Origin of the sequence: Waterburya agarophytonicola KI4, assembly GCF_020640915.1 — a bacterium.
Lineage (GTDB): Bacteria > Cyanobacteriota > Cyanobacteriia > Cyanobacteriales > Xenococcaceae > Waterburya > Waterburya agarophytonicola.
Window position 1 is genome coordinate 1 of the sequence record NZ_JADWDC010000016.1, and the last position, 17759, is coordinate 17759.

The 17759-nt window shown below is 39.0% G+C and carries 19 protein-coding genes; 11 read left to right on the plus strand and 8 right to left on the minus strand.

Going from position 1 to position 17759, the window contains the following annotated elements; translation table 11 throughout:
- Positions 1-194 precede the first annotated feature (194 nt).
- On the minus strand, positions 195-2006 hold the full coding sequence (gene thrS, locus I4641_RS08595) for a threonine--tRNA ligase (protein WP_263858188.1): 1812 nt from the start codon (positions 2004-2006) through the stop codon (positions 195-197).
- Positions 2007-2194: 188 nt separating this feature from the next.
- On the opposite strand from thrS, the gene I4641_RS08600 reads away from it, so the two are divergent.
- The 3 genes from I4641_RS08600 (at position 2195) to I4641_RS08610 (ending at position 3242) form a co-directional block, all read left to right on the plus strand.
- Complete coding sequence (locus I4641_RS08600; RefSeq protein WP_229640075.1) at positions 2195-2536, plus strand: DUF2605 domain-containing protein; 342 nt, start codon at positions 2195-2197, stop codon at positions 2534-2536.
- A gap of 47 nt (positions 2537-2583) precedes the next feature.
- Positions 2584-2889 carry a DUF2973 domain-containing protein gene (locus tag I4641_RS08605; RefSeq protein WP_229640076.1) on the plus strand — a complete coding sequence of 102 codons (306 nt, stop codon included), beginning with the start codon at positions 2584-2586 and terminating at the stop codon, positions 2887-2889.
- A 101-nt stretch (positions 2890-2990) separates the two neighbouring features.
- Positions 2991-3242, plus strand: a complete 252-nt coding sequence (locus tag I4641_RS08610) for a hypothetical protein (RefSeq protein WP_229640077.1) — start codon at positions 2991-2993, stop codon at positions 3240-3242.
- A gap of 26 nt (positions 3243-3268) precedes the next feature.
- Here the strand turns inward: I4641_RS08610 and I4641_RS08615 are convergent, their stop codons facing one another.
- A complete protein-coding gene (locus I4641_RS08615; protein ID WP_229640078.1) occupies positions 3269-3643 on the minus strand; it encodes a c-type cytochrome in 375 nt (124 codons plus the stop codon).
- Positions 3644-3885: 242 nt separating this feature from the next.
- On the opposite strand from I4641_RS08615, the gene petG reads away from it, so the two are divergent.
- A complete protein-coding gene (gene petG, locus I4641_RS08620; RefSeq protein ID WP_015144708.1) occupies positions 3886-4002 on the plus strand; it encodes a cytochrome b6-f complex subunit V in 117 nt (38 codons plus the stop codon).
- Positions 4003-4118: 116 nt separating this feature from the next.
- Here petG and tsaE read toward each other — a convergent pair whose 3' ends face one another.
- Positions 4119-4598, minus strand: coding sequence for a tRNA (adenosine(37)-N6)-threonylcarbamoyltransferase complex ATPase subunit type 1 TsaE (gene tsaE / locus I4641_RS08625; protein ID WP_229640079.1), 480 nt, complete (start codon positions 4596-4598; stop codon positions 4119-4121).
- Between the two features lie 270 nt (positions 4599-4868).
- Between tsaE and I4641_RS08630 the strand changes: the two genes are divergently transcribed.
- Positions 4869-5840, plus strand: a complete 972-nt coding sequence (locus tag I4641_RS08630; RefSeq protein WP_229640080.1) for a pentapeptide repeat-containing protein — start codon at positions 4869-4871, stop codon at positions 5838-5840.
- Between the two features lie 19 nt (positions 5841-5859).
- On the opposite strand, the gene mgtE is transcribed toward I4641_RS08630, so the two are convergent.
- Positions 5860-7233, minus strand: a complete 1374-nt coding sequence (gene mgtE / locus I4641_RS08635) for a magnesium transporter (RefSeq protein ID WP_229640081.1) — start codon at positions 7231-7233, stop codon at positions 5860-5862.
- Positions 7234-7536: 303 nt separating this feature from the next.
- Here mgtE and rbp point away from each other — a divergent pair, with 303 nt between their 5' ends.
- Positions 7537-7833: an RNA-binding regulator gene (rbp, locus tag I4641_RS08640; RefSeq protein ID WP_229640082.1), complete on the plus strand. Its 297-nt coding sequence runs from the start codon at positions 7537-7539 to the stop codon at positions 7831-7833.
- Between the two features lie 12 nt (positions 7834-7845).
- Here rbp and I4641_RS08645 read toward each other — a convergent pair whose 3' ends face one another.
- Complete coding sequence (locus I4641_RS08645; RefSeq protein ID WP_229640083.1) at positions 7846-8268, minus strand: DUF4332 domain-containing protein; 423 nt, start codon at positions 8266-8268, stop codon at positions 7846-7848.
- A 50-nt stretch (positions 8269-8318) separates the two neighbouring features.
- Here I4641_RS08645 and I4641_RS08650 point away from each other — a divergent pair, with 50 nt between their 5' ends.
- Positions 8319-9704, plus strand: a complete 1386-nt coding sequence (locus I4641_RS08650; protein ID WP_229640084.1) for an aminopeptidase P family protein — start codon at positions 8319-8321, stop codon at positions 9702-9704.
- 49 nt (positions 9705-9753) lie between these two features.
- Here the strand turns inward: I4641_RS08650 and I4641_RS08655 are convergent, their stop codons facing one another.
- Together I4641_RS08655 and rpaA are read right to left on the minus strand one after the other, a co-directional pair.
- On the minus strand, positions 9754-10671 hold the full coding sequence (locus I4641_RS08655) for a Sll0314/Alr1548 family TPR repeat-containing protein (RefSeq protein ID WP_229640085.1): 918 nt from the start codon (positions 10669-10671) through the stop codon (positions 9754-9756).
- A gap of 265 nt (positions 10672-10936) precedes the next feature.
- Positions 10937-11677: a two component system response regulator RpaA gene (gene rpaA, locus I4641_RS08660; RefSeq protein WP_229640086.1), complete on the minus strand. Its 741-nt coding sequence runs from the start codon at positions 11675-11677 to the stop codon at positions 10937-10939.
- 548 nt (positions 11678-12225) lie between these two features.
- On the opposite strand from rpaA, the gene I4641_RS08665 reads away from it, so the two are divergent.
- Positions 12226-12921 (plus strand): hypothetical protein, encoded by a 696-nt coding sequence (locus I4641_RS08665; RefSeq protein WP_229640087.1) that lies wholly within the window; start codon positions 12226-12228, stop codon positions 12919-12921.
- A gap of 20 nt (positions 12922-12941) precedes the next feature.
- Positions 12942-14561, plus strand: a complete 1620-nt coding sequence (locus I4641_RS08670) for a cation:proton antiporter domain-containing protein (RefSeq protein WP_229640088.1) — start codon at positions 12942-12944, stop codon at positions 14559-14561.
- 59 nt (positions 14562-14620) lie between these two features.
- On the opposite strand, the gene I4641_RS08675 is transcribed toward I4641_RS08670, so the two are convergent.
- Positions 14621-14764: a CAB/ELIP/HLIP family chlorophyll-binding protein gene (locus tag I4641_RS08675; protein WP_229640089.1), complete on the minus strand. Its 144-nt coding sequence runs from the start codon at positions 14762-14764 to the stop codon at positions 14621-14623.
- 188 nt (positions 14765-14952) lie between these two features.
- Between I4641_RS08675 and I4641_RS08680 the strand changes: the two genes are divergently transcribed.
- Both I4641_RS08680 and I4641_RS08685 read left to right on the plus strand, forming a co-directional pair.
- Positions 14953-17358, plus strand: coding sequence for an endonuclease MutS2 (locus I4641_RS08680; protein ID WP_229640090.1), 2406 nt, complete (start codon positions 14953-14955; stop codon positions 17356-17358).
- A gap of 215 nt (positions 17359-17573) precedes the next feature.
- A complete protein-coding gene (locus I4641_RS08685) occupies positions 17574-17747 on the plus strand; it encodes a hypothetical protein (protein ID WP_229640091.1) in 174 nt (57 codons plus the stop codon).
- The last annotated feature ends 12 nt before the right edge of the window (positions 17748-17759 follow it).

The window sequence follows — 17759 nt, forward strand, 5'->3', positions numbered from 1 at the left end:
TCAAGACTATTATGCTCTTCTAGTCTGCATTTCAGACTTAGCGGGAAAAGTCAGGACTGAACAACTAAATGGAGAACTTACAATAGATCGAGCCAAAGGTACAAGTTTCAATATAACTTTTAGCGAGCTTCAATACAATGAAAGGGTAGCAATCTAACAACAACTTTAGAACACTACCCAGTAGAAAAACACAATTAAAAATTAGAACGATCATTGATCGCCTTTTGTAATTTCTCAATCACTTCAGAAATCGCGATCGCCCCTAATTCCCCTGAAGCACGGGTACGGATACTCAAAGTATTTTCTTCTACTTCTTTATCTCCCACTACAGACATCATAGGGATCTTTTGCTTCTCTGCATTACGGATCATTTTACCCAAACGCTCCCCACTAGTATCGGCTTCAGCCCGAATACCCACTTCTCGCATTTTGGCAGCAACTTCTTTAACATAATTAAAGTGAGCATCCCTAACGGGTAAGAGACGCACTTGCACTGGTGCTAACCAAAGAGGAAAATCTCCCGCGTATTCTTCAATTAAAATACCGATCAGCCTTTCTAACGAACCAAAAGGTGCGCGGTGAATCATAATTGGACGCTTACGACTACCATCTTCAGCTACATATTCGAGTTCAAAGCGTTCGGGCAAATTATAATCTACCTGTACTGTTCCGAGTTGCCATTCCCTACCCAAAGCATCTTCAAAAATGAAATCTAGTTTTGGACCATAAAAAGCAGCTTCTCCTGGTGCTTCAAAATGATTCATGTCCATTTTTTCCACAGCCCGACGGATAGCATTCTGAGCCTTGTCCCAAGCTTCATCCGAACCGACATATTTATCCGATGCGGGATCTTTAAAACTCAGACGAGCTTTAAAATTACTCAGTTGCAGACTTTTGAAGACAGATAAAATTAGATCGACTACTTTCAAAAATTCATCATCCAACTGTTCGGGAGTAACAAATAAATGAGAATCATCCACAGTAAAACCACGAACTCTTGTCAAGCCTCCTAACTCCCCAGACTGCTCATAACGATAGACAGTTCCAAACTCTGCTAACCGCATTGGTAGCTCTTTGTAGGAACGCAATTCACTTTTATAGATCTGAATGTGGAAAGGACAGTTCATGGGCTTAAGAGCAAAACCTTGTTCCGCTGCTGCTGCTGCTGCACTTTCTGCCATCATCGGGAACATATCTTCTTTATAGTTTTGCCAATGTCCCGAAATTTTAAATAGATCTACTTTCCCCAAGTGAGGCGTAACTACAGGAAGATAACCCCGCTTAGTTTGTTCTCCTTTAAGATAATCTTCCAATTGCGATCGCAAGATAGTCCCTTTAGGAGTCCACAAAGGCAAACCAGCCCCCACAGCATCGGCAAAGATAAATAATCCTAATTCTTTACCCAGTTTACGGTGATCCCGTTTTAAGGCTTCTTCCTTACGGCGTTGGTATTCTTCTAACTGTTCGGGAGTTTCCCAAGCCGTACCGTAAATTCGCTGCAACTGGGCTTTGGTTTCATCTCCCCGCCAATATGCCCCTGCAACACTTTCTAAAGCGATCGCTTTGGGATCGATATCTCCCGTACTCTCAACGTGAGGCCCCGCACAAAGATCCCACCATTGTTCTCCTAAATGATATAGGGTAATTGGCTCAGAGATGCTATCCAAAATCTCTAGCTTATAGGGTTCATGCAACTCTTCAATACGGCGTTTAGCTTCTTCTCGGCTAACTTCTTCTCTCACTACAGGCAATTTACGGTTAATAATCTTAATCATTTCCTTGCGGATTTTTTTCAGATCCTTCTCTGTAAACGCATCGGGACTATCAAAATCATAATAAAAGCCATTTTCCGTCCAAGGACCAATTGTTACCTGTGCTTTAGGAAACAGCTTTTGCACTGCCATCGCCATAACATGAGACGTAGTATGGCGGATTTTTTGTAATGATTCGGATTCGCTAGTGCGGAGTAATTTAATTGGTTGTTGTGCTTTTTCTGCTTCAGGCATCGGCTGTTGTAATCGGCTATTGTAAAAGAGGCTCATTATCTCGTTATATTCTACAAGCACTTTCCCCTTCAATTACCAGCAACGATCAATAAAGCTGTAGCTATTGTATTAATATAAATTAAAAATATATTAAATTTTGTAAAAAACGCTAATATAAATATTGAGATAATCAGCTAATTTAAAGTTAAATGTCCACAGAACAACCTACTGAAAAAGAGTTGCTCAAGACAGTTTTAGAGCCACTTCTAGAAGATTTTCAATATTGGTTCGAGAGATCTCGCAACCTTTTGGAGTCCGAGCAAATGTCTTTCTTTTCTCATCAAGAACAAGCTCAATTATTAGAGAGAATTATTCGATGTCAAAAAGAAGTTCAAACATCACAAATGCTGTTTAAAGCTACCGATGGCTCGGCTGGAATAGATTCTAAAATGTTGCTTCCTTGGCATCAATTGGTAGCAGAGTGCTGGAATGTCGCTCAAAAGTGGCGAGAAACAAAAAATCAATCAGATCGAATCTTACCAGAATCTTAAACAACCCCAGTAGAAATAAGTTTATTAATCAACAATAATAAAAGTATATGTTGCATCTAGTTTATATCTTGGTATTCACCGTTATTGCTCTTTTGGCAGTAAGCAATTTAATTCGTAGCTTAATCACTCTAAGCACAGAAACTCAGAAATTCTATCCTCCTAACTATAATAGTGCGATCAACAACCGATCCCGTACCCCAAAAAAAGTCCATCCAGAATTATTAGACGAACAAGGTCAAGTAATAGAAGAACCATTACTGGTTATGCGTTCTGTGTCTGTGGACGATGCTCGCTCCAGATTAGATGCACTCTATGAAGCTTCTCCTAGCAAAACTATCGATCCAGAAGATTAAATTTAGATCGAAAACAATTCTGGTAAATTAATTGCTAGGTAAATAGCGTTTAAAATAGGATTTATGGGAACTATAGATATTGCAGTTTTCAAATATCTCCTATGCCCAGAAAACCCGACGAATATTCAGTTCATCTTCTAATTGCAGGCGGTCACAGAGAAGAAGTCAGATTTACTAATGTTCAGGAATTCCAAAAATGGTACAGTAGCGAACTGATGACCAAATCCGATTCGGAAGACTTTATCAACGTACCCATCAAAAACATCCAGGGCGAATATATGGTTCTTAGACCCAAAAGTGTTTTAGCTATTAGAGTAGAGCCTATTTTTCTTGGCAGTGTAGAACGGTTTTAGTCATCCAATAATCAACGCCATATTATTTACAGCTGGCTCAAATAACTTAATAAATCAGCCATTTCTTGTTGACTTGGCTGAAATTTTGGCATTGGAGGAGTTCTTCCGCTGGTTACTTGTGTAATTAAATCTCTTGAGGATTTTCGCTTAGAAATATTTTCTAATCTAGGTCCGACATTTCGATTGGCTTGTAGGCTGTGGCATCCAGCGCAATTGATTTGAAAAATAGCTAAACCCTTTTGAACATCTCCTGACAAAGAAAGGACGGCACTGCTATAAGGATCTGAGGTTTTTCGCCAATAGATACCCAGAATGCTAAAACCACCAATAAATATTATTGTTAGTGCAATTATAATTAGGCGATTTAGCCAAACTTGAGATTGGGCTAACTGGTTATCCACTGTTTATCTTAAATATTATATGAACGTTTACTTATATTTATTATGATTTATAAAATAACTTAAATTTTGTAAACAAGCTATGTTGGGTATATTTCGTAACTCGCGAAGTGCAAAGTAAATTTGCAAAACTACAAGAATTAACAACACAATTAATTTGTCCTTGAATTTTGGCTGTATGACAGCGATACCAGAATTAGCGTAGGATATATTTGAGTTAAACAATTTATTGTAGGAGACACGCTGTGATAGAACCTCTGTTATTAGGTATTGTATTAGGTTTAATCTTTATTACCTTGGCAGGATTGTTTTTTGCTGCTTATATGCAGTACAAACGTGGCAATCAATTAGGCATTGACTAAATATAAAAATTTATCAATATAACAAAGTTAATAATAAAGATGTACTAAAGATGAGAGAGTTTAAGATTTTTTCTCATCTTTTTTTTGATCGTGTATTGTGTGTTGTGTATTATGGACTACTTTTGGTCACTGTTAAATAGACTTTGGATAAATTTTAGATCGTAATTCTCCGTACCTTGTTGTCTGATACGAGCTTCTCTAGAATTTTCTTGAGTAACAAGATCTATTTCTAAATAGCTTGATGGTTTGAGCAAAAGACGTTGCCACCATTCGATCGCAGTAATGCCAGGATCTACTTCCATACCTTCCCAATAAATTTCGGGGTAAATAGTATCAACTTGGATGGGTTCTAAACGGTATAAGTCTAGATGATATAAAGGTAGACGACCATCTAAATATTCATTAATCAGAGTGAAAGTGGGGCTAACTATCGACTCTTCAATATTCAGTCCTCGTCCAATTCCCTGAACCAAAGTCGTTTTACCCGCGCCCAAATTACCTGAAAGAAAAATAACACTACCACTCGGCAAATATTTGCCGAGTAAATAACCCAAGCGTTGAGTTTCTAAAGAGTCGTTCAAAAACAATGTCAACATTCAAAAACCCTTATATAGCAAGAGAAATAGCAACATAAAACCAAAAAGAAACTAGTTGTTCAAAATACTTAATTAATTCATATTAGCGAGTTTTTTGACTAATTGAATGCTTATCGCCTATAGCTCATAGTTGAGATTACCTAAAAGATCGCCGTCAATTTAGGGTTGACTTTAGTGCGTAATATCGACAAGGAAGTTATTTTAGAATGGCGATCGGGAATTATAAATCTGTACTCTTATTACGGGCTGTTGAGATAACAATTAAAATTGATGAATGGAGAAGAGTTATTATCGCTTTATCAAAAAAGTAATAGAGATTTTAGCCGTGCCAATCTCAGTCAAGTACAAATCATCCAAGCTCAATTAGAGAATATTGACTTGAGTAGATCGGAATTAGACTGGGCAAATTTGAGCGGTACAAATTTGGCTGGAGCTAATTTAACTAGAGCCAATTTAACCAATGCTCGGCTAATTAAAACCAATTTAGCGGGAGCGAACTTTAAAAGTGCCGATCTCGCCGAAGCAGATTTTAGTTGGGCTAATCTGGAAAAAGCCTGTTTGATCCGAGTCGATTTGAGCAATGCCAATCTCAGTCAATCTTTTTTTCGCGATGCCAATCTATCTGATGCTGACTTGAGTAATGCTAACCTCAGTCGAGCTAACCTTGCAGGGGCTAATTTTAGTCGAGCTAATCTTTCTGGAGCAGATCTTACAGGAGTTGACTTGAGTGGTGCAGATTTTAGCCGTGCGGATTTGAGCGAAGCCAATTTAAGCAATGCTAATTTAACCCACGCCAACTTTAATAGAGCCGACTTGAGTGGTAGTAGTCTGCGTCAATCTAACCTACAACAAGCAATGTTGCAGGGGGCTAATTTACGTTCGGCTAATTTACGCAGTGCGGTACTAGCGGGGGCAGTGTTAAAAGACAGCGAACGAGGGAATAGTAGCCTATCAACTATATCGCAGTTAAGCTTAAGCAACTTTCAAGCAGACAATAAGATAGATTTTGGTTCGGCTAATCTAAGGGGGGCAAATATGCAAAATGCCAATTTGCAGGGTGCTAGTTTTCGATTTGCTCTGTTATTTAAAACCAATTTAGAAAAAGCTAATTTAGAAAATGCTAGTTTAATTGATATATATTTACGAGGGGCTAATTTACGAGGTTCTAACCTAAAAAACAGCATTTTAAGTGGTGTAAATTGGAAAGGAACAGTGATGCCTGATGGTACTATTCACCCATAAATAATATAATTACGGCGATCTATAAACCTAAAATAGTTTTGGCGATGTTGAAGTAGATTAGAACTCCTAAAACATCAACAGCAGTGGTGATAAAAGGAGCAGACATCAGGGCAGGATCTAGGTTGAGGGAACGAAACAGAAAGGGTAGAGCAGAGCCTGCAACAGAGGCTAAAAGAGCGATCGCAACTAGACTAATTCCCACAGAAATGGCTACCTGAAAACTACCCTGAAGAAAATAAGCCCAAACCGTTGCCATCACTCCCAAAATCAAACCCAATAAAATTCCCGCAGCAGCCTCGCGGAAGACTACTTTTCCCGCACCCATGTTTTGAATTTCTTCGGTGTTTAAACCCCGAATAACCACCGTCGAGGATTGCGCGCCAACATTGCCCCCCGTACCAGTTAATAGGGGGATAAATGCAGCTAAAATGACTACTTCTTGTAAAAGCGATTCATTGTAGCGAATTATTGCACCAGTAACGGTATTAGTGAGTAACAAGACAAATAACCAAACCACTCGACGACGAGCAACCGTTAAAAGATTTGTCTGAAAATAACTATCTCCATCAGACTGCACTCCACCCAAAGCATAAATATCCTCAGTGGCTTCTTGTTCGATAATGTCAATCACATCATCTACCGTTACTACTCCCACCAATCTTTCTTCGCTATCTACTACGGGAAGGGCTAAAATATCGTAGCGTTGGATAGTTCGAGCCACTTCTTCTCGATCTGTATCGGTATGGACAAACACCACATCTCTCGTCATGATTTCTGCCAAAGTAGTATCGGGTGCAGCAATTACTAAATCCCTTAAGGAAACAATTCCCGTCAATTGACGAGATGAATCGGTAACGTAGAGATAGTAAACTACCTCTGAGGCGTTAGATAAGCTTCTGATTCTTTCTAAGGTTTGGCTAACGGTTAAATTCTCTTTGAGAGAAATATATTCGGGGGTCATAATTCGCCCCGCAGTATATTCTCCATAACCGAGTAAGATAGCCGTAGCTTGACGTTCTTTGGGGCTTAATTGGGACAATAGACGGCGTACTATTTTGGCGGGAAGTTCGTCAAACATTTTAGCGCGATCGTCAGGAGACATTTTATCTACAATGTCTAATACTTCTTGGCGTTTGAATTCTTGAATTAGTGCTTGTTGAACATCAGTATTGAGATACTCATAAACTTCGATCGCTTCTGCTTTGGAGAGTAAGCGAAAAGCAATTAATTGGCTTGATTCTGGCAAACCTTCGATGGCTTCTGCTATGTCTACTGGCTGTACGGGAATTAATAGAGATTTTGCTCCTTCTAGGTTGCCACTTTCTAATAGTAGTTCCAGTTGCGATCGAACTAATTGTCTTAATTCGTTATGTTTAACTCCATTTGGTATCATACATCACGTCCAATAAAGTAAATTTATTATTATTTGTTAATCTCTATTCTGGAAAGAAAAAATATAGTTATTAAATATATAAATTATTAACTCCTATACATTTTTGGATTTTTTAACATTGTTTTCAATCTTGAGATGAATCCTTTCAATCTAGCTGTGTTAACCTACTAAAAAATGGATATTTTAATTCGGTAAGCGTGTTTGTTTCAATTTGTCATAACCTCTAGGCTACGTAATAGATTGACAAGCTTTCTGCCGAAATATCTATCTCAAAGCAATACTTGTTAATCAGGAGACAAAATAATGTCAATCTATGTCGGTAATCTATCTTATGAGGTTACTAAAGAAGATCTTACGACTGTTTTTGAAGAATACGGTACTGTATCTAGAGTTTCTCTACCAACAGATCGCGAAACAGGTCGTCCCAGAGGTTTCGGTTTTGTCGAAATGGGCAGTGAAGATGAAGAAAATAAAGCGATCGACAGCTTAGATGGTGCAGAATGGATGGGAAGAGAATTGAGAGTAAACAAAGCCAGACCTCGCGAAGATAATCGCGGTGGTGGCGGTCGTCGCTTTGAAAGTTCTTCTCGCAATTATTAAAAATTGCTTTTTTCAAAATTGATGGGTAGTGTTTGACAATAATTTGGCTTCTTCTACCCATTTTTTGATTCGTTCTACAGGAGGAGATAGATCTTTGGTTTGTAGGGTTGCCACCTGCAAGCGAACTATTTGACCATGGAGTCGGTGGAAAGGGGTTTGGGCAAGTTGAGCCACAGAGATAATGCCAGCGTGTAGTAATAATCCGCAGTATTTGTCTCCGACGCTTGGTATACGGGAAAGATCTGCTAAAGCGATCCATTTATTAATATATTTTTGATTTAACTGTAGTTTGCTTGCTAAAGCTAGTTTTGATTCTGAGTTAGTAGAAAAACTCAAGAATATTTTGGTATCGGTTATATTGTTTTCTTCTAGTAATTCTACTTGCGATCGCATGATTCCTGGCAAGCGATCGATCGACCAGTATTGAGATTTCATACTTTTTAAAATGAATAGTTAATAATTATATTGAGACATACTATTAATTAATGGTTTTACTTCCCTCGAAAAATGCACTGTCCCTTGCTACGGGCTTAAAGCAAAGAAGAGCTAAATTAGCTCGGTTAATTAATTATCCAGTTATTTTATGGTCTGGTAGTCCTCTAGGACGTAATTTTTCAGCTAACAAGTACCCTTTTCGCTCTAGCAGCCATTTCTTATATTTTGCAGGGATACCTTTGCCCAACGCAGCGATTTATTTAAAAGAGGGAAGATTGGAATTATATTTAGATAATCCTCCTCCATCGGCTACCTTATGGCATGGCGAGACTCCCGATAGAGCAGAAATTGGTGAGGCTATTGGGGCAGATGCAGTTTATCCTTTAAACGAGTTATCAGTTAAAACACCAGGTGCGGCAACCATAGCAGTACAAGATAGTGTGACTTATCAACAGCAGTGCCAATTATTAAATCGCTTTGTCCCATTATCTCACGAGACAACAGGAATCGATCTAGAATTAGCTAGAGCTATCGTTAAATTGCGATCGCACCACGACGATCTGGCACTACAAGAATTACGTCAAGCTTCCTCTGTCTCAGTAAAGGCTCATCAAGCAGGAATGGCAGCTACATCCAAGGCTAAAAGCGAAGCAGAGATCCGCTCTGGGATGGAAGGGGTAATTATTGCCAGCAATATGACTTGTGCCTATAACAGCATTGTGACGGTGCGGGGAGAAGTTTTACACAACGAAACTTACCAAAACCCGTTGCAACCAGGAGACTTGTTATTAGCCGATGTAGGGGCAGAAACTCCTAACGGTTGGGCAGCAGATATCACTCGCACTTGGGCAGTTTCGGGCAAGTTTTCTAGCACCCAAAAAGATATTTACGAAGTAGTTTTACAAGCTCATGATGACTGTATCGCTAAGATAGAACCAGGAGTAGAATATCAAGATATTCATTTACTGGCAGCAGAAATCATTACTAGAGGTTTGGTAGATTTAGGTATCTTAAAAGGTAATGTCGAAGATCTAGTGGCAATGGATGCCCATGCTTTATTTTTTCCCCACGGTGTCGGACATCTATTGGGTTTAGACGTTCATGATATGGAAGATTTGGGAGATGAAGCGGGATATGAAACGGGAAGATCTAGGAGCGATCGCTTTGGTTTGAGTTATCTTAGATTAAACCGCCCCCTCCAACCTGGAATGTTGGTTACTATTGAGCCTGGTTTTTATCAAGTACCCGCAATTTTAAATCATCCTGACTTTCGTCATAAGTATCGACACCTAGTGAATTGGGAGCGTTTGGCACAATTTAAAGATGTGAAGGGAATTAGGATTGAAGATGATGTTTTGGTTACTGATTTTGGTACAGAAGTTTTAACGGCAGATTTGCCTACTAAGATAGAAGATATGGAAAAATTGGTGTTGTAATAATCATAAAATGCTTGACTTATAGTTAAGCAACCTGAACTTTAGATTATTAATTAGAAGCTTTTCTTGACTTTATTTCTGCAATTTTTTCTTCTGTCAAACGATGTTCTCGCTCTAATGTTTTCAAAACAAACTCAGGTAATTGCTCTGATTTTTCTAAAGCCAAATCGAAATTTTCCAAAGCTTTTTTTAAAACTTTAAGATTATTTTTCTTCTGACCAATTTGTCTTAATATCTGTCCTTTCAAATAATAATGCTCTGGATTGTCGGGAGCAGTTTCTAAGGCTTTATCTGCATATTTTAGAGCTTTATCGTATTTTTCTAGATCGCGATAGGCTACAGCTAAACCACGCTCGACTAAGTAATTTGGGGCAGCATAATTTTCAAAACGGGCGATCGCTTGTTCGGGTTTGGAAAAAGGTAAATTTACTGCCAATAATAAGTCCATATACCCTTTGATCAAGTTTAATTCGGGATCTTTAGCGTCGATATCCTCGGCTCGATCCAGAAACTTAAATACTAGCTGTAACTTACTAATGGCGTCTAACGCCCCTTCTTTTTCATAGACATAAGCACCATCCATAAAATGTCCCACGGCTAAATACAGATTGCCCCGCACGGGATCGGTTTCACTTAATAATTGGGCAGATTCTAAAGTTTGTAGAGCGTATTTTTTAATACTTTCCCAATCTTTTTCTGTATAGGCTAAAGAAGCCAACATTGCATGAGCTAAAGGATCTGCTGCTTCTTTTGCTTCGGCTAATTCTAACTCTTCGCTAACCGTTTTATAATCCCCTTGCAGAAAAATCTTTTCAAAAGCTTTTTCAGTATACTTGCCAATATCCCGGGGATTGCGATCGCGAAAAGGATCTTGGGCTACAACAGCACTATGACTGAAACTCACAACCATAGCAACACTCAATGGTAAAGTCCAAACTATCTGTTTTAACCGAGTTTTTTTAGTCATTGTGCCTTAGAAGTACAGTTATTTAGCAAGTTTCATAAATATTGACGAGATCGCCAAAAATCTAGTTCCTGATAACTCGAACAATATAATAAGATCGATTATCGCAAATGCTGAGGAAAATTAAAAAGATTAAAATTAATCTATCTTTAACTGAACTTCTTTGATTGAAAAAAATACACATAAAAAACGAGTCGATATTTTAGTAGTATGGCGGTTGATTATTAATCTAGTAATTAATTCCGTCTACGACCGACTCTTTCTATTGCTATGCAGTTGCTCGATCTTTGGGGACCAATATTTGTTCGGCAGTAGGTAACTCCAAACAATATCCCGCACCATAAACTGTTTTAATATAGCTGGGATGACGGGGATCTGGTTCTAGTTTTGTCCGTAAATGACGAATATGCACTCTGATGGTTTCAATATCATCGTCTGGATCGTAACCCCAAACTTCCTTCAGAATTTCTGGGGGAGCTACGGTTTGTCCGTGACGCTGCAATAGACAGTGGAGTAATTCAAACTCTAAATGGGTTAATTTGACAGTTTTTTCAAACCAAATTGCTTCAAAACGTTCGGGAATCAGAGTCAAAGGTCCAAAACTCAATATTTCCGAATGTTTAGCTGCTTGGGGAATGCGATCTGTACGACGCAACAAAGCCCTTACTCTAGCGAGCATCTCTTCCACTTCAAAAGGCTTGGTTAAATAATCATCCGCACCAGCATTGAAACCTTCTACTTTATCTTGGGTTTGTCCTAAAGCACTCAACATCAAGACTGGAATATCAGACGTGCGCTCGTCTCGACGCAATCTTTGGCAGACGGTAAAGCCGTCTACTTTGGGTAGCATAAGATCGAGCATGACTAAATCTGGTTGCAATTGCACCGCCAAAGCTTGACCTTTAACTCCATCTTCTGCCTGATTGACATCATAACCAGCCATCTCTAAGTTAATAGAGACTAGTTCGGAGATTGCAGGATCGTCATCAATTACGAGTATTCTGGGCATATTTAAAATATCTAGTTTATATGGTTTATATTTTGATTGATATAATGTCCAACAGACGAAACCGAATTTAGGGCATCGCTATCTATTTTTTTTGATTAAATACAAAAAATTAGGATAAATTCATAAATCCTGTCCTGATTATAAGCAAAAATGCCCATTGTGTTTGAAGTTAGGATCTGATTTCAAAATTTTAATCAAGATTAGTTACTTATTATGTACATATTTACCAGTAAAATGTAAGTATATTTACTTATGTAAAGATGTTAAATTAGCTTTTAGTTTTGGGCAAACAGTGAAATTGTCATTGGCGATAGTCTAAAGTGGAAGATGCTTTCTAAGTAAATATATTTATTTCTATATATTATATTTATTACCGATTTTGGTGTGTGGGGTTGAGAACAATATACTTGCGTAGCTTTTGAGCGGATGGCTTCGATCTCTATCTGGTTATATGATGAGTTTGATGCGATGCGATTTTTTGTGTGAAGCAAGTCATACTGCTTTCTATTTTTAAACACTCATAAAAATTGAAGATTACAATTATCCTGATGAAGAGAATTATTTTATTAGCTGCGTTAATCTTTTCAGCTTGTCAAGCAGAAAACATTACCTCACAGTCTCAAACTGCCGAATTAGCTGCATCAAATCAGACTAGAGAGATTGCCATGCAATCCGTAGCACCAGAATTTTTAATTTCCGCCAGGGGTATTGGCAAAGCTAAATTAGGCATGACACTGGGAAGGCTAAAAAAAATATCCGACCCCGACACTGTATTTGAAATAGTGCCATCTTTTATGGTTGACGTAGATGCGATCGCCGTAAGTCACAAAGGTATCGTTCAATATTACATTCTCTGTGTAGCCGATAATAATGAAGATTCAAATCAACTACTCTTTGATCGCGATCGCGTAATTACCGCCTTAATGACTAATAACGATGATTATCAAACCGAGGGGGGAATCAAAGTGGGTACCCCCATCAAAGAAGCAGAAGAAGTTTATGGTAATGCAGTCTTAGCTTACAATACCGAAGGAGAATCGAGAGAATATATTACCTTTGCAGGAGAACACCCTGAAAATATTCAATTTAGAGCTTCTTACTTTAAATTAATCTCCGATGGTTTGGGTTTCTCGGGCATTTATCCCGAATACCCAGGAGTTTCTTACACTACCGACAAATATCGTAGTGATGCTGCCATTGCAGCCATTGAAGTTTCCTGCAACCCAGAAGACTGTATTAATTAAAAGTCAATTTTTATATAGTCATGCCCGATAATCTATTATTTAGTTTCATTTTGCTCTTGTTGGGTGGGTTTATTGGGGGAGAAATGGCTCGCAAAATTGGCGCACCACCACTGTTAGGCATGATGTTGGTGGGTATTTTATTGGGTTCGGAAGTAGGTAATTTAATTAGCGATCGCGTTTTAGCTTTAGCTGACGATTTAAGAGCGATCGCCGTGACCATTATTTTGATGCGAGCAGGTCTGGGTTTAGACCGCGATAAACTAAAGAAACAAGGTAGTGTGGCTCTGCGTTTGGGTTTTTTACCTGCCTTGACTGAAGCGATCGCAATTTCCTTTATTTCGATCTGGCTGTTTGATTTTAATTGGCTGACAGGTTTGCTTTTAGGTTGTGTTATTAGTGCAGAATCTCCTGCGGTAATTGTCCCTGGTATGTTGCGTCTCAAGAATTTAGGCTGGGGAGTTTCTAAGGGAATTGCCGATGCAATTTTAACGGGGAGTGCTTTATCCGATGTTTTGATTTTGTTACTCTTTAGCTTGCTGTTAAACTTTATCTCTTCGGGAGAAATCAGCCATAACGATCTTTGGTTGCTACCCCTAAAGGTTATATCCCAAGTTATTTTAGGGGTCATAATTGGCTATTTGGCTGCAAAACTAATTGTTTTTGGTACTGTTAAGCAAAAATGGACTCAAAATAGTCTACAAGACACTTTAATCACCGTTAGTATTGCCTTATTACTAGTAGTCTTGGCAAATCGTTTTCCTTACTTCTCTGGATATTTGGCAGTCATGGCGATGGGGTTTTTCGCGATCGAATTCAGCCCTCCTCTAGCTCGTCGTTTGCGCCAAGAATTTAATAACTTGTGGATTGTGGCTGAAATAATCTTATTCTTTTTAATGGGTGCAACTATCCAACTAAAAATATTAGTTAGTATCTTCTTGCCAGGGCTACTATTATTGATCTTAGGATTATTATTAGGACGTACGATTGGTTGGTATTTAGCTACCTTAGGAAGTAATTGGACGACGGGAGAAAAACTGTTTTTGTTACCAGGGAACTCCGCCAAAGCGACAGTACAAGCAGCTATAGGAGCAATTCCTTTAAGCATGGGCATCCCTGGGGGAGATAAAATTCTAGCGATCGCCGCTTTATCTATTCTGGTAACTGCACCCATAGGGGCGTGGGCGATACCTGCCTTTGCACCCAAACTATTAACTAAAAGTGAAATAGATCCGACTAAAACAAATTTGGCAACTGCCACTATAGTTTTAGGGATAACTTTTGCCCCGCTAGCATTTAACGATCCCTTGCACGATCAAAATGCCGCTGTATTAACCAAAGTTGCCGATCTAGCTCGTCGTACCAATGGCGAAGCTATAATCATCTGTGTAGCCCAAAATAAAGAATCGGACGCTCATCAATTAGAGTTACTCACAGCCAAACTACTTTTAGATATTCCCCACAAGTTTGTTGCGATCGCAAGAGAAACAACGGCAGAAATAATTCATATTGCTCAAGAATATCAAGTGAGTGAAATTATTGTCGCCCAACAAAACCCAAAAGACTCGGGACACAGTACTCTCCGCTCGTTGACCGAATTTATTCTCGAAAATAGTAATATCCCCGTGCTTTTATTAAGATAAAAAAAACCAAGTTGGTAATTTAACTAAAAAATAATAAGTTAAACTACCAAAGCCGAAAATTACATCAAACCAAATTGAGCCAAAACTCCGTGTCCCGTATTCATTTCGACAATAAGTGCTGTAACAAAACCAATCATTGCCAAACGCCCGTTCCAAATCTCGGCATAATTAGTAAAGCCAAATTTACCTTCTTTCTTTTCCATAATTTAAAACTATCCTCTAGTTGCAGGGAACTGCTAAAGTCAACTATTCTTAATATAGTGTAACTTTTTTATACAAACTGTTGCAATATGACTTTGGTATGAGTTAGATAAAAAGTATAATTGTATTTCATTGAGTCTCAAGCACCTTCCACTAAACAAACCAACCATTAAAGCAATTTCAACTGCCCGTGATTAGCACCGAAACTTTAGATCTACTAGAATGGCATCGTCTGTGTCAAAATCTATCTACTTTTGCCGCAACTAAGTTAGGTGTTGTAGCTGCAAGTCATTTAAAATTGCCCACCACACAGATAGAAAGTGAAAAACTATTAGCCCAAACTAAAGAAATATACAATTTAGAGCAAGAATTAGATTCTGGGTGGACTTTCAAAGGAATTCATGACGTAGGAGGATCTTTAGAAAGAGTGGGCATTGGCGGTCTATTATCAGCTAAAGAACTGTTGGATTTAGCTACTACTCTAGCTGGAGTGCGCTATCTACGTCGCTTAATCGATCGCCAAAGGGAAATATTACCAACCTTAGAAGAATTGGTATCAGATATTCGGACTTATCCCGAAATAGAACAGGAAATTCATCACTGCATCGACGATCGCGGGGAAATAACCGATCGCGCCAATCCCAAACTAGCAGGTATTCGCAGTGAAATCAAAAGTCTGCGAGAACGTATTTATAAAACCCTGCAAAATATCATGCAGCGCAACTCTACTGCTATTCAAGAGGCGGTAATTACCCAAAGAAGCGATCGCTTTGTTTTATCCGTGAAACCAGCCCAAAAAGAAACTATCAAAGGTATCGTTCATGATGTTTCTAGTACGGGTTCGACATACTATATCGAACCAAATGCCATAGTGCAGCTAGGAAACCAACTACGTCAAAAAGAGCGTCAAGAAAAACGAGAAGAAGAAATTATCCTCAAAGCTCTTTCGGAAAAGGTGGGAGAAGTACAAGAAGATTTAGAGAGAGTTTTGGCAGTAGCTACTATCTTAGATCTGGCTACTGCAAGGGCGCGCTATGGCTTATGGCTAGAAGCAAACCCACCCAAATTTATCGATCTAGATAAGGAAGAAACCATTACTCTGCGTCGTTTGCACCATCCTTTGTTGGTATGGCAACAACGTCACGAGTCAGGTATGGAAGTAGTTCCCATCGACGTTTTAGTCAAGCCAGAAACCAAAGTAGTCGCCATCACAGGCCCTAATACTGGGGGGAAAACTGTTACCCTCAAAACAATGGGATTAGCTGCATTGATGGCAAAAGCAGGGATGTTTGTCCCTGCTAAAGAACCTGTAGAAATACCCTGGTTTGATGTAGTATTGGCGGATATTGGCGACGAGCAATCTTTACAACAGAGTTTATCGACTTTTTCTGGTCATATACGCCGAATTAGCCGTATTATTGCAGCTTTACAACCTGAAAATATTCGTAGCTCTTTAGTTTTATTAGACGAAGTCGGTGCGGGGACAGATCCCGCTGAAGGTAGTGCTTTGGCGATCGCCCTATTGAAGCATTTAGCCGAACATAGTCTGCTGACTATTGCTACCACTCACTACGGAGAATTAAAGGCTCTCAAGTATCAAGATGAGCGATTTGAGAATGCTTCGGTAGAATTTGATGATAATACTCTTCAACCAACTTATCGTCTCCTGTGGGGCATTCCTGGGCGTTCTAATGCTCTTACTATTGCCCAGCGTTTGGGGTTAGATAGCAAAATTGTCGAAGAAGCTCAATCTTTGGTGGGGACGGGTTCGTCCTATGATGTCAATGAAGTAATTGCAGCCCTAGAAGCCCAAAGAAGAGAACAAGAAGCCAAGGCAACTGAAGCGGGGAAACTATTAGAAAAAACCGAACGTTTCTATTCAGAAGTATCGGCAAAAGCTTCGTCTCTCCAAGAAAGAGAACAAGCCTTGAAAGTATTTCAGGAAAAGGCTGTCACTGATGCGATCGCCGATGCTAAAAAAGAAATTGCCAAAGTTATTCGTCAATTACAACAGGGGGATCGCACCATGCAAAAGACGCAACAGGCGACAGAAGCGATCGATCGCATTACCGCCCAAGAATTAGCCAAAACTCAACCACCTAAGACAGCCAAACCAGGCTATAAACCCCACGTAGGAGAAAAAGTGAGGATTCCTCGTCTCAATCAAACAGGAGAAGTATTGAGTATAGATGAAACCACCGAACAATTGACAGTCAGGTTTGGCATTATGAAGATTAATGTCGGTTTAACCGAAATTGAATCTCTAGACGGACAAAAAGCCGACGTCAAACCCAAAGCAAAAGCAACTACAAAAACTACTCCTGCTAAATCCAAAAAACCTGGGGTGATGGTGCGTACTTCTAAAAATACTTTAGATATTCGCGGCAGTCGGGTTAATAATGCGGAAATGGAAATTGATAATGCGATCGCCCATGCGATAGAATCAGGAGTGCTTTGGATTATTCACGGCAAAGGAACGGGACGTTTGCGCGAAGGAGTCCATGAATATCTCAAAAGTCATTCCCAAGTAGATAAATTTGAACTAGCCGAGCAAAAAGAAGGTGGTTCGGGCGTGACTGTGGTACACATTAAATGAAAAACTAGTTAACTAAAGAACATTTTAAATGTAGAATCAAATCAGAGCTATACAGTCAGAGCAATACTGTAGATGTAATTCAAGTATATACTAAGATGTCAATCGAAAAATATTGCTCTAACCTTAAAGTGTAATATTTGATTTTTTTTAGCCCCATGACCTCCCTGATCAAAAAACAACCTGCTTTCTCATCTCTCATAGCAAAAAAAAACAGAGTGGCTCTTTTAGACAACAAAGTCATTTCTGCCAGTGGTAGAACTTTCGATCTGGTTTTAGGAGTTTTTACCGCAGCGATCGCCTTTCCTTTGGTTAGCTTAACTATAGTGTTGAGTGTTTTCTTTTCTGACGATCGATGGGAAGAATTTTGGGATAAGTTTTTAGAAAACTAGTACTCTTGTTAG

What these genes read in the sequence shown, in the direction of transcription:
- I4641_RS08645 (WP_229640083.1), bottom strand. Translation starts at nt 8,268, where the DNA reads ATGAAATCTCAATACTGGTCGATCGATCGCTTGCCAGGAATCATGCGA.
- I4641_RS08655 (WP_229640085.1), bottom strand. Translation starts at nt 10,671, where the DNA reads ATGACTAAAAAAACTCGGTTAAAACAGATAGTTTGGACTTTACCATTG.
- I4641_RS08650 (WP_229640084.1), top strand. Translation starts at nt 8,319, where the DNA reads ATGGTTTTACTTCCCTCGAAAAATGCACTGTCCCTTGCTACGGGCTTA.
- I4641_RS08605 (WP_229640076.1), top strand. Translation starts at nt 2,584, where the DNA reads ATGTTGCATCTAGTTTATATCTTGGTATTCACCGTTATTGCTCTTTTG.
- mgtE (WP_229640081.1), bottom strand. Translation starts at nt 7,233, where the DNA reads ATGATACCAAATGGAGTTAAACATAACGAATTAAGACAATTAGTTCGA.
- I4641_RS08675 (WP_229640089.1), bottom strand. Translation starts at nt 14,764, where the DNA reads ATGGAAAAGAAAGAAGGTAAATTTGGCTTTACTAATTATGCCGAGATT.
- thrS (WP_263858188.1), bottom strand. Translation starts at nt 2,006, where the DNA reads ATGCCTGAAGCAGAAAAAGCACAACAACCAATTAAATTACTCCGCACT.
- rbp (WP_229640082.1), top strand. Translation starts at nt 7,537, where the DNA reads ATGTCAATCTATGTCGGTAATCTATCTTATGAGGTTACTAAAGAAGAT.
- tsaE (WP_229640079.1), bottom strand. Translation starts at nt 4,598, where the DNA reads ATGTTGACATTGTTTTTGAACGACTCTTTAGAAACTCAACGCTTGGGT.
- I4641_RS08670 (WP_229640088.1), top strand. Translation starts at nt 12,942, where the DNA reads ATGCCCGATAATCTATTATTTAGTTTCATTTTGCTCTTGTTGGGTGGG.
- rpaA (WP_229640086.1), bottom strand. Translation starts at nt 11,677, where the DNA reads ATGCCCAGAATACTCGTAATTGATGACGATCCTGCAATCTCCGAACTA.
- I4641_RS08630 (WP_229640080.1), top strand. Translation starts at nt 4,869, where the DNA reads ATGAATGGAGAAGAGTTATTATCGCTTTATCAAAAAAGTAATAGAGAT.
- I4641_RS08665 (WP_229640087.1), top strand. Translation starts at nt 12,226, where the DNA reads ATGAAGAGAATTATTTTATTAGCTGCGTTAATCTTTTCAGCTTGTCAA.
- I4641_RS08610 (WP_229640077.1), top strand. Translation starts at nt 2,991, where the DNA reads ATGCCCAGAAAACCCGACGAATATTCAGTTCATCTTCTAATTGCAGGC.
- I4641_RS08600 (WP_229640075.1), top strand. Translation starts at nt 2,195, where the DNA reads ATGTCCACAGAACAACCTACTGAAAAAGAGTTGCTCAAGACAGTTTTA.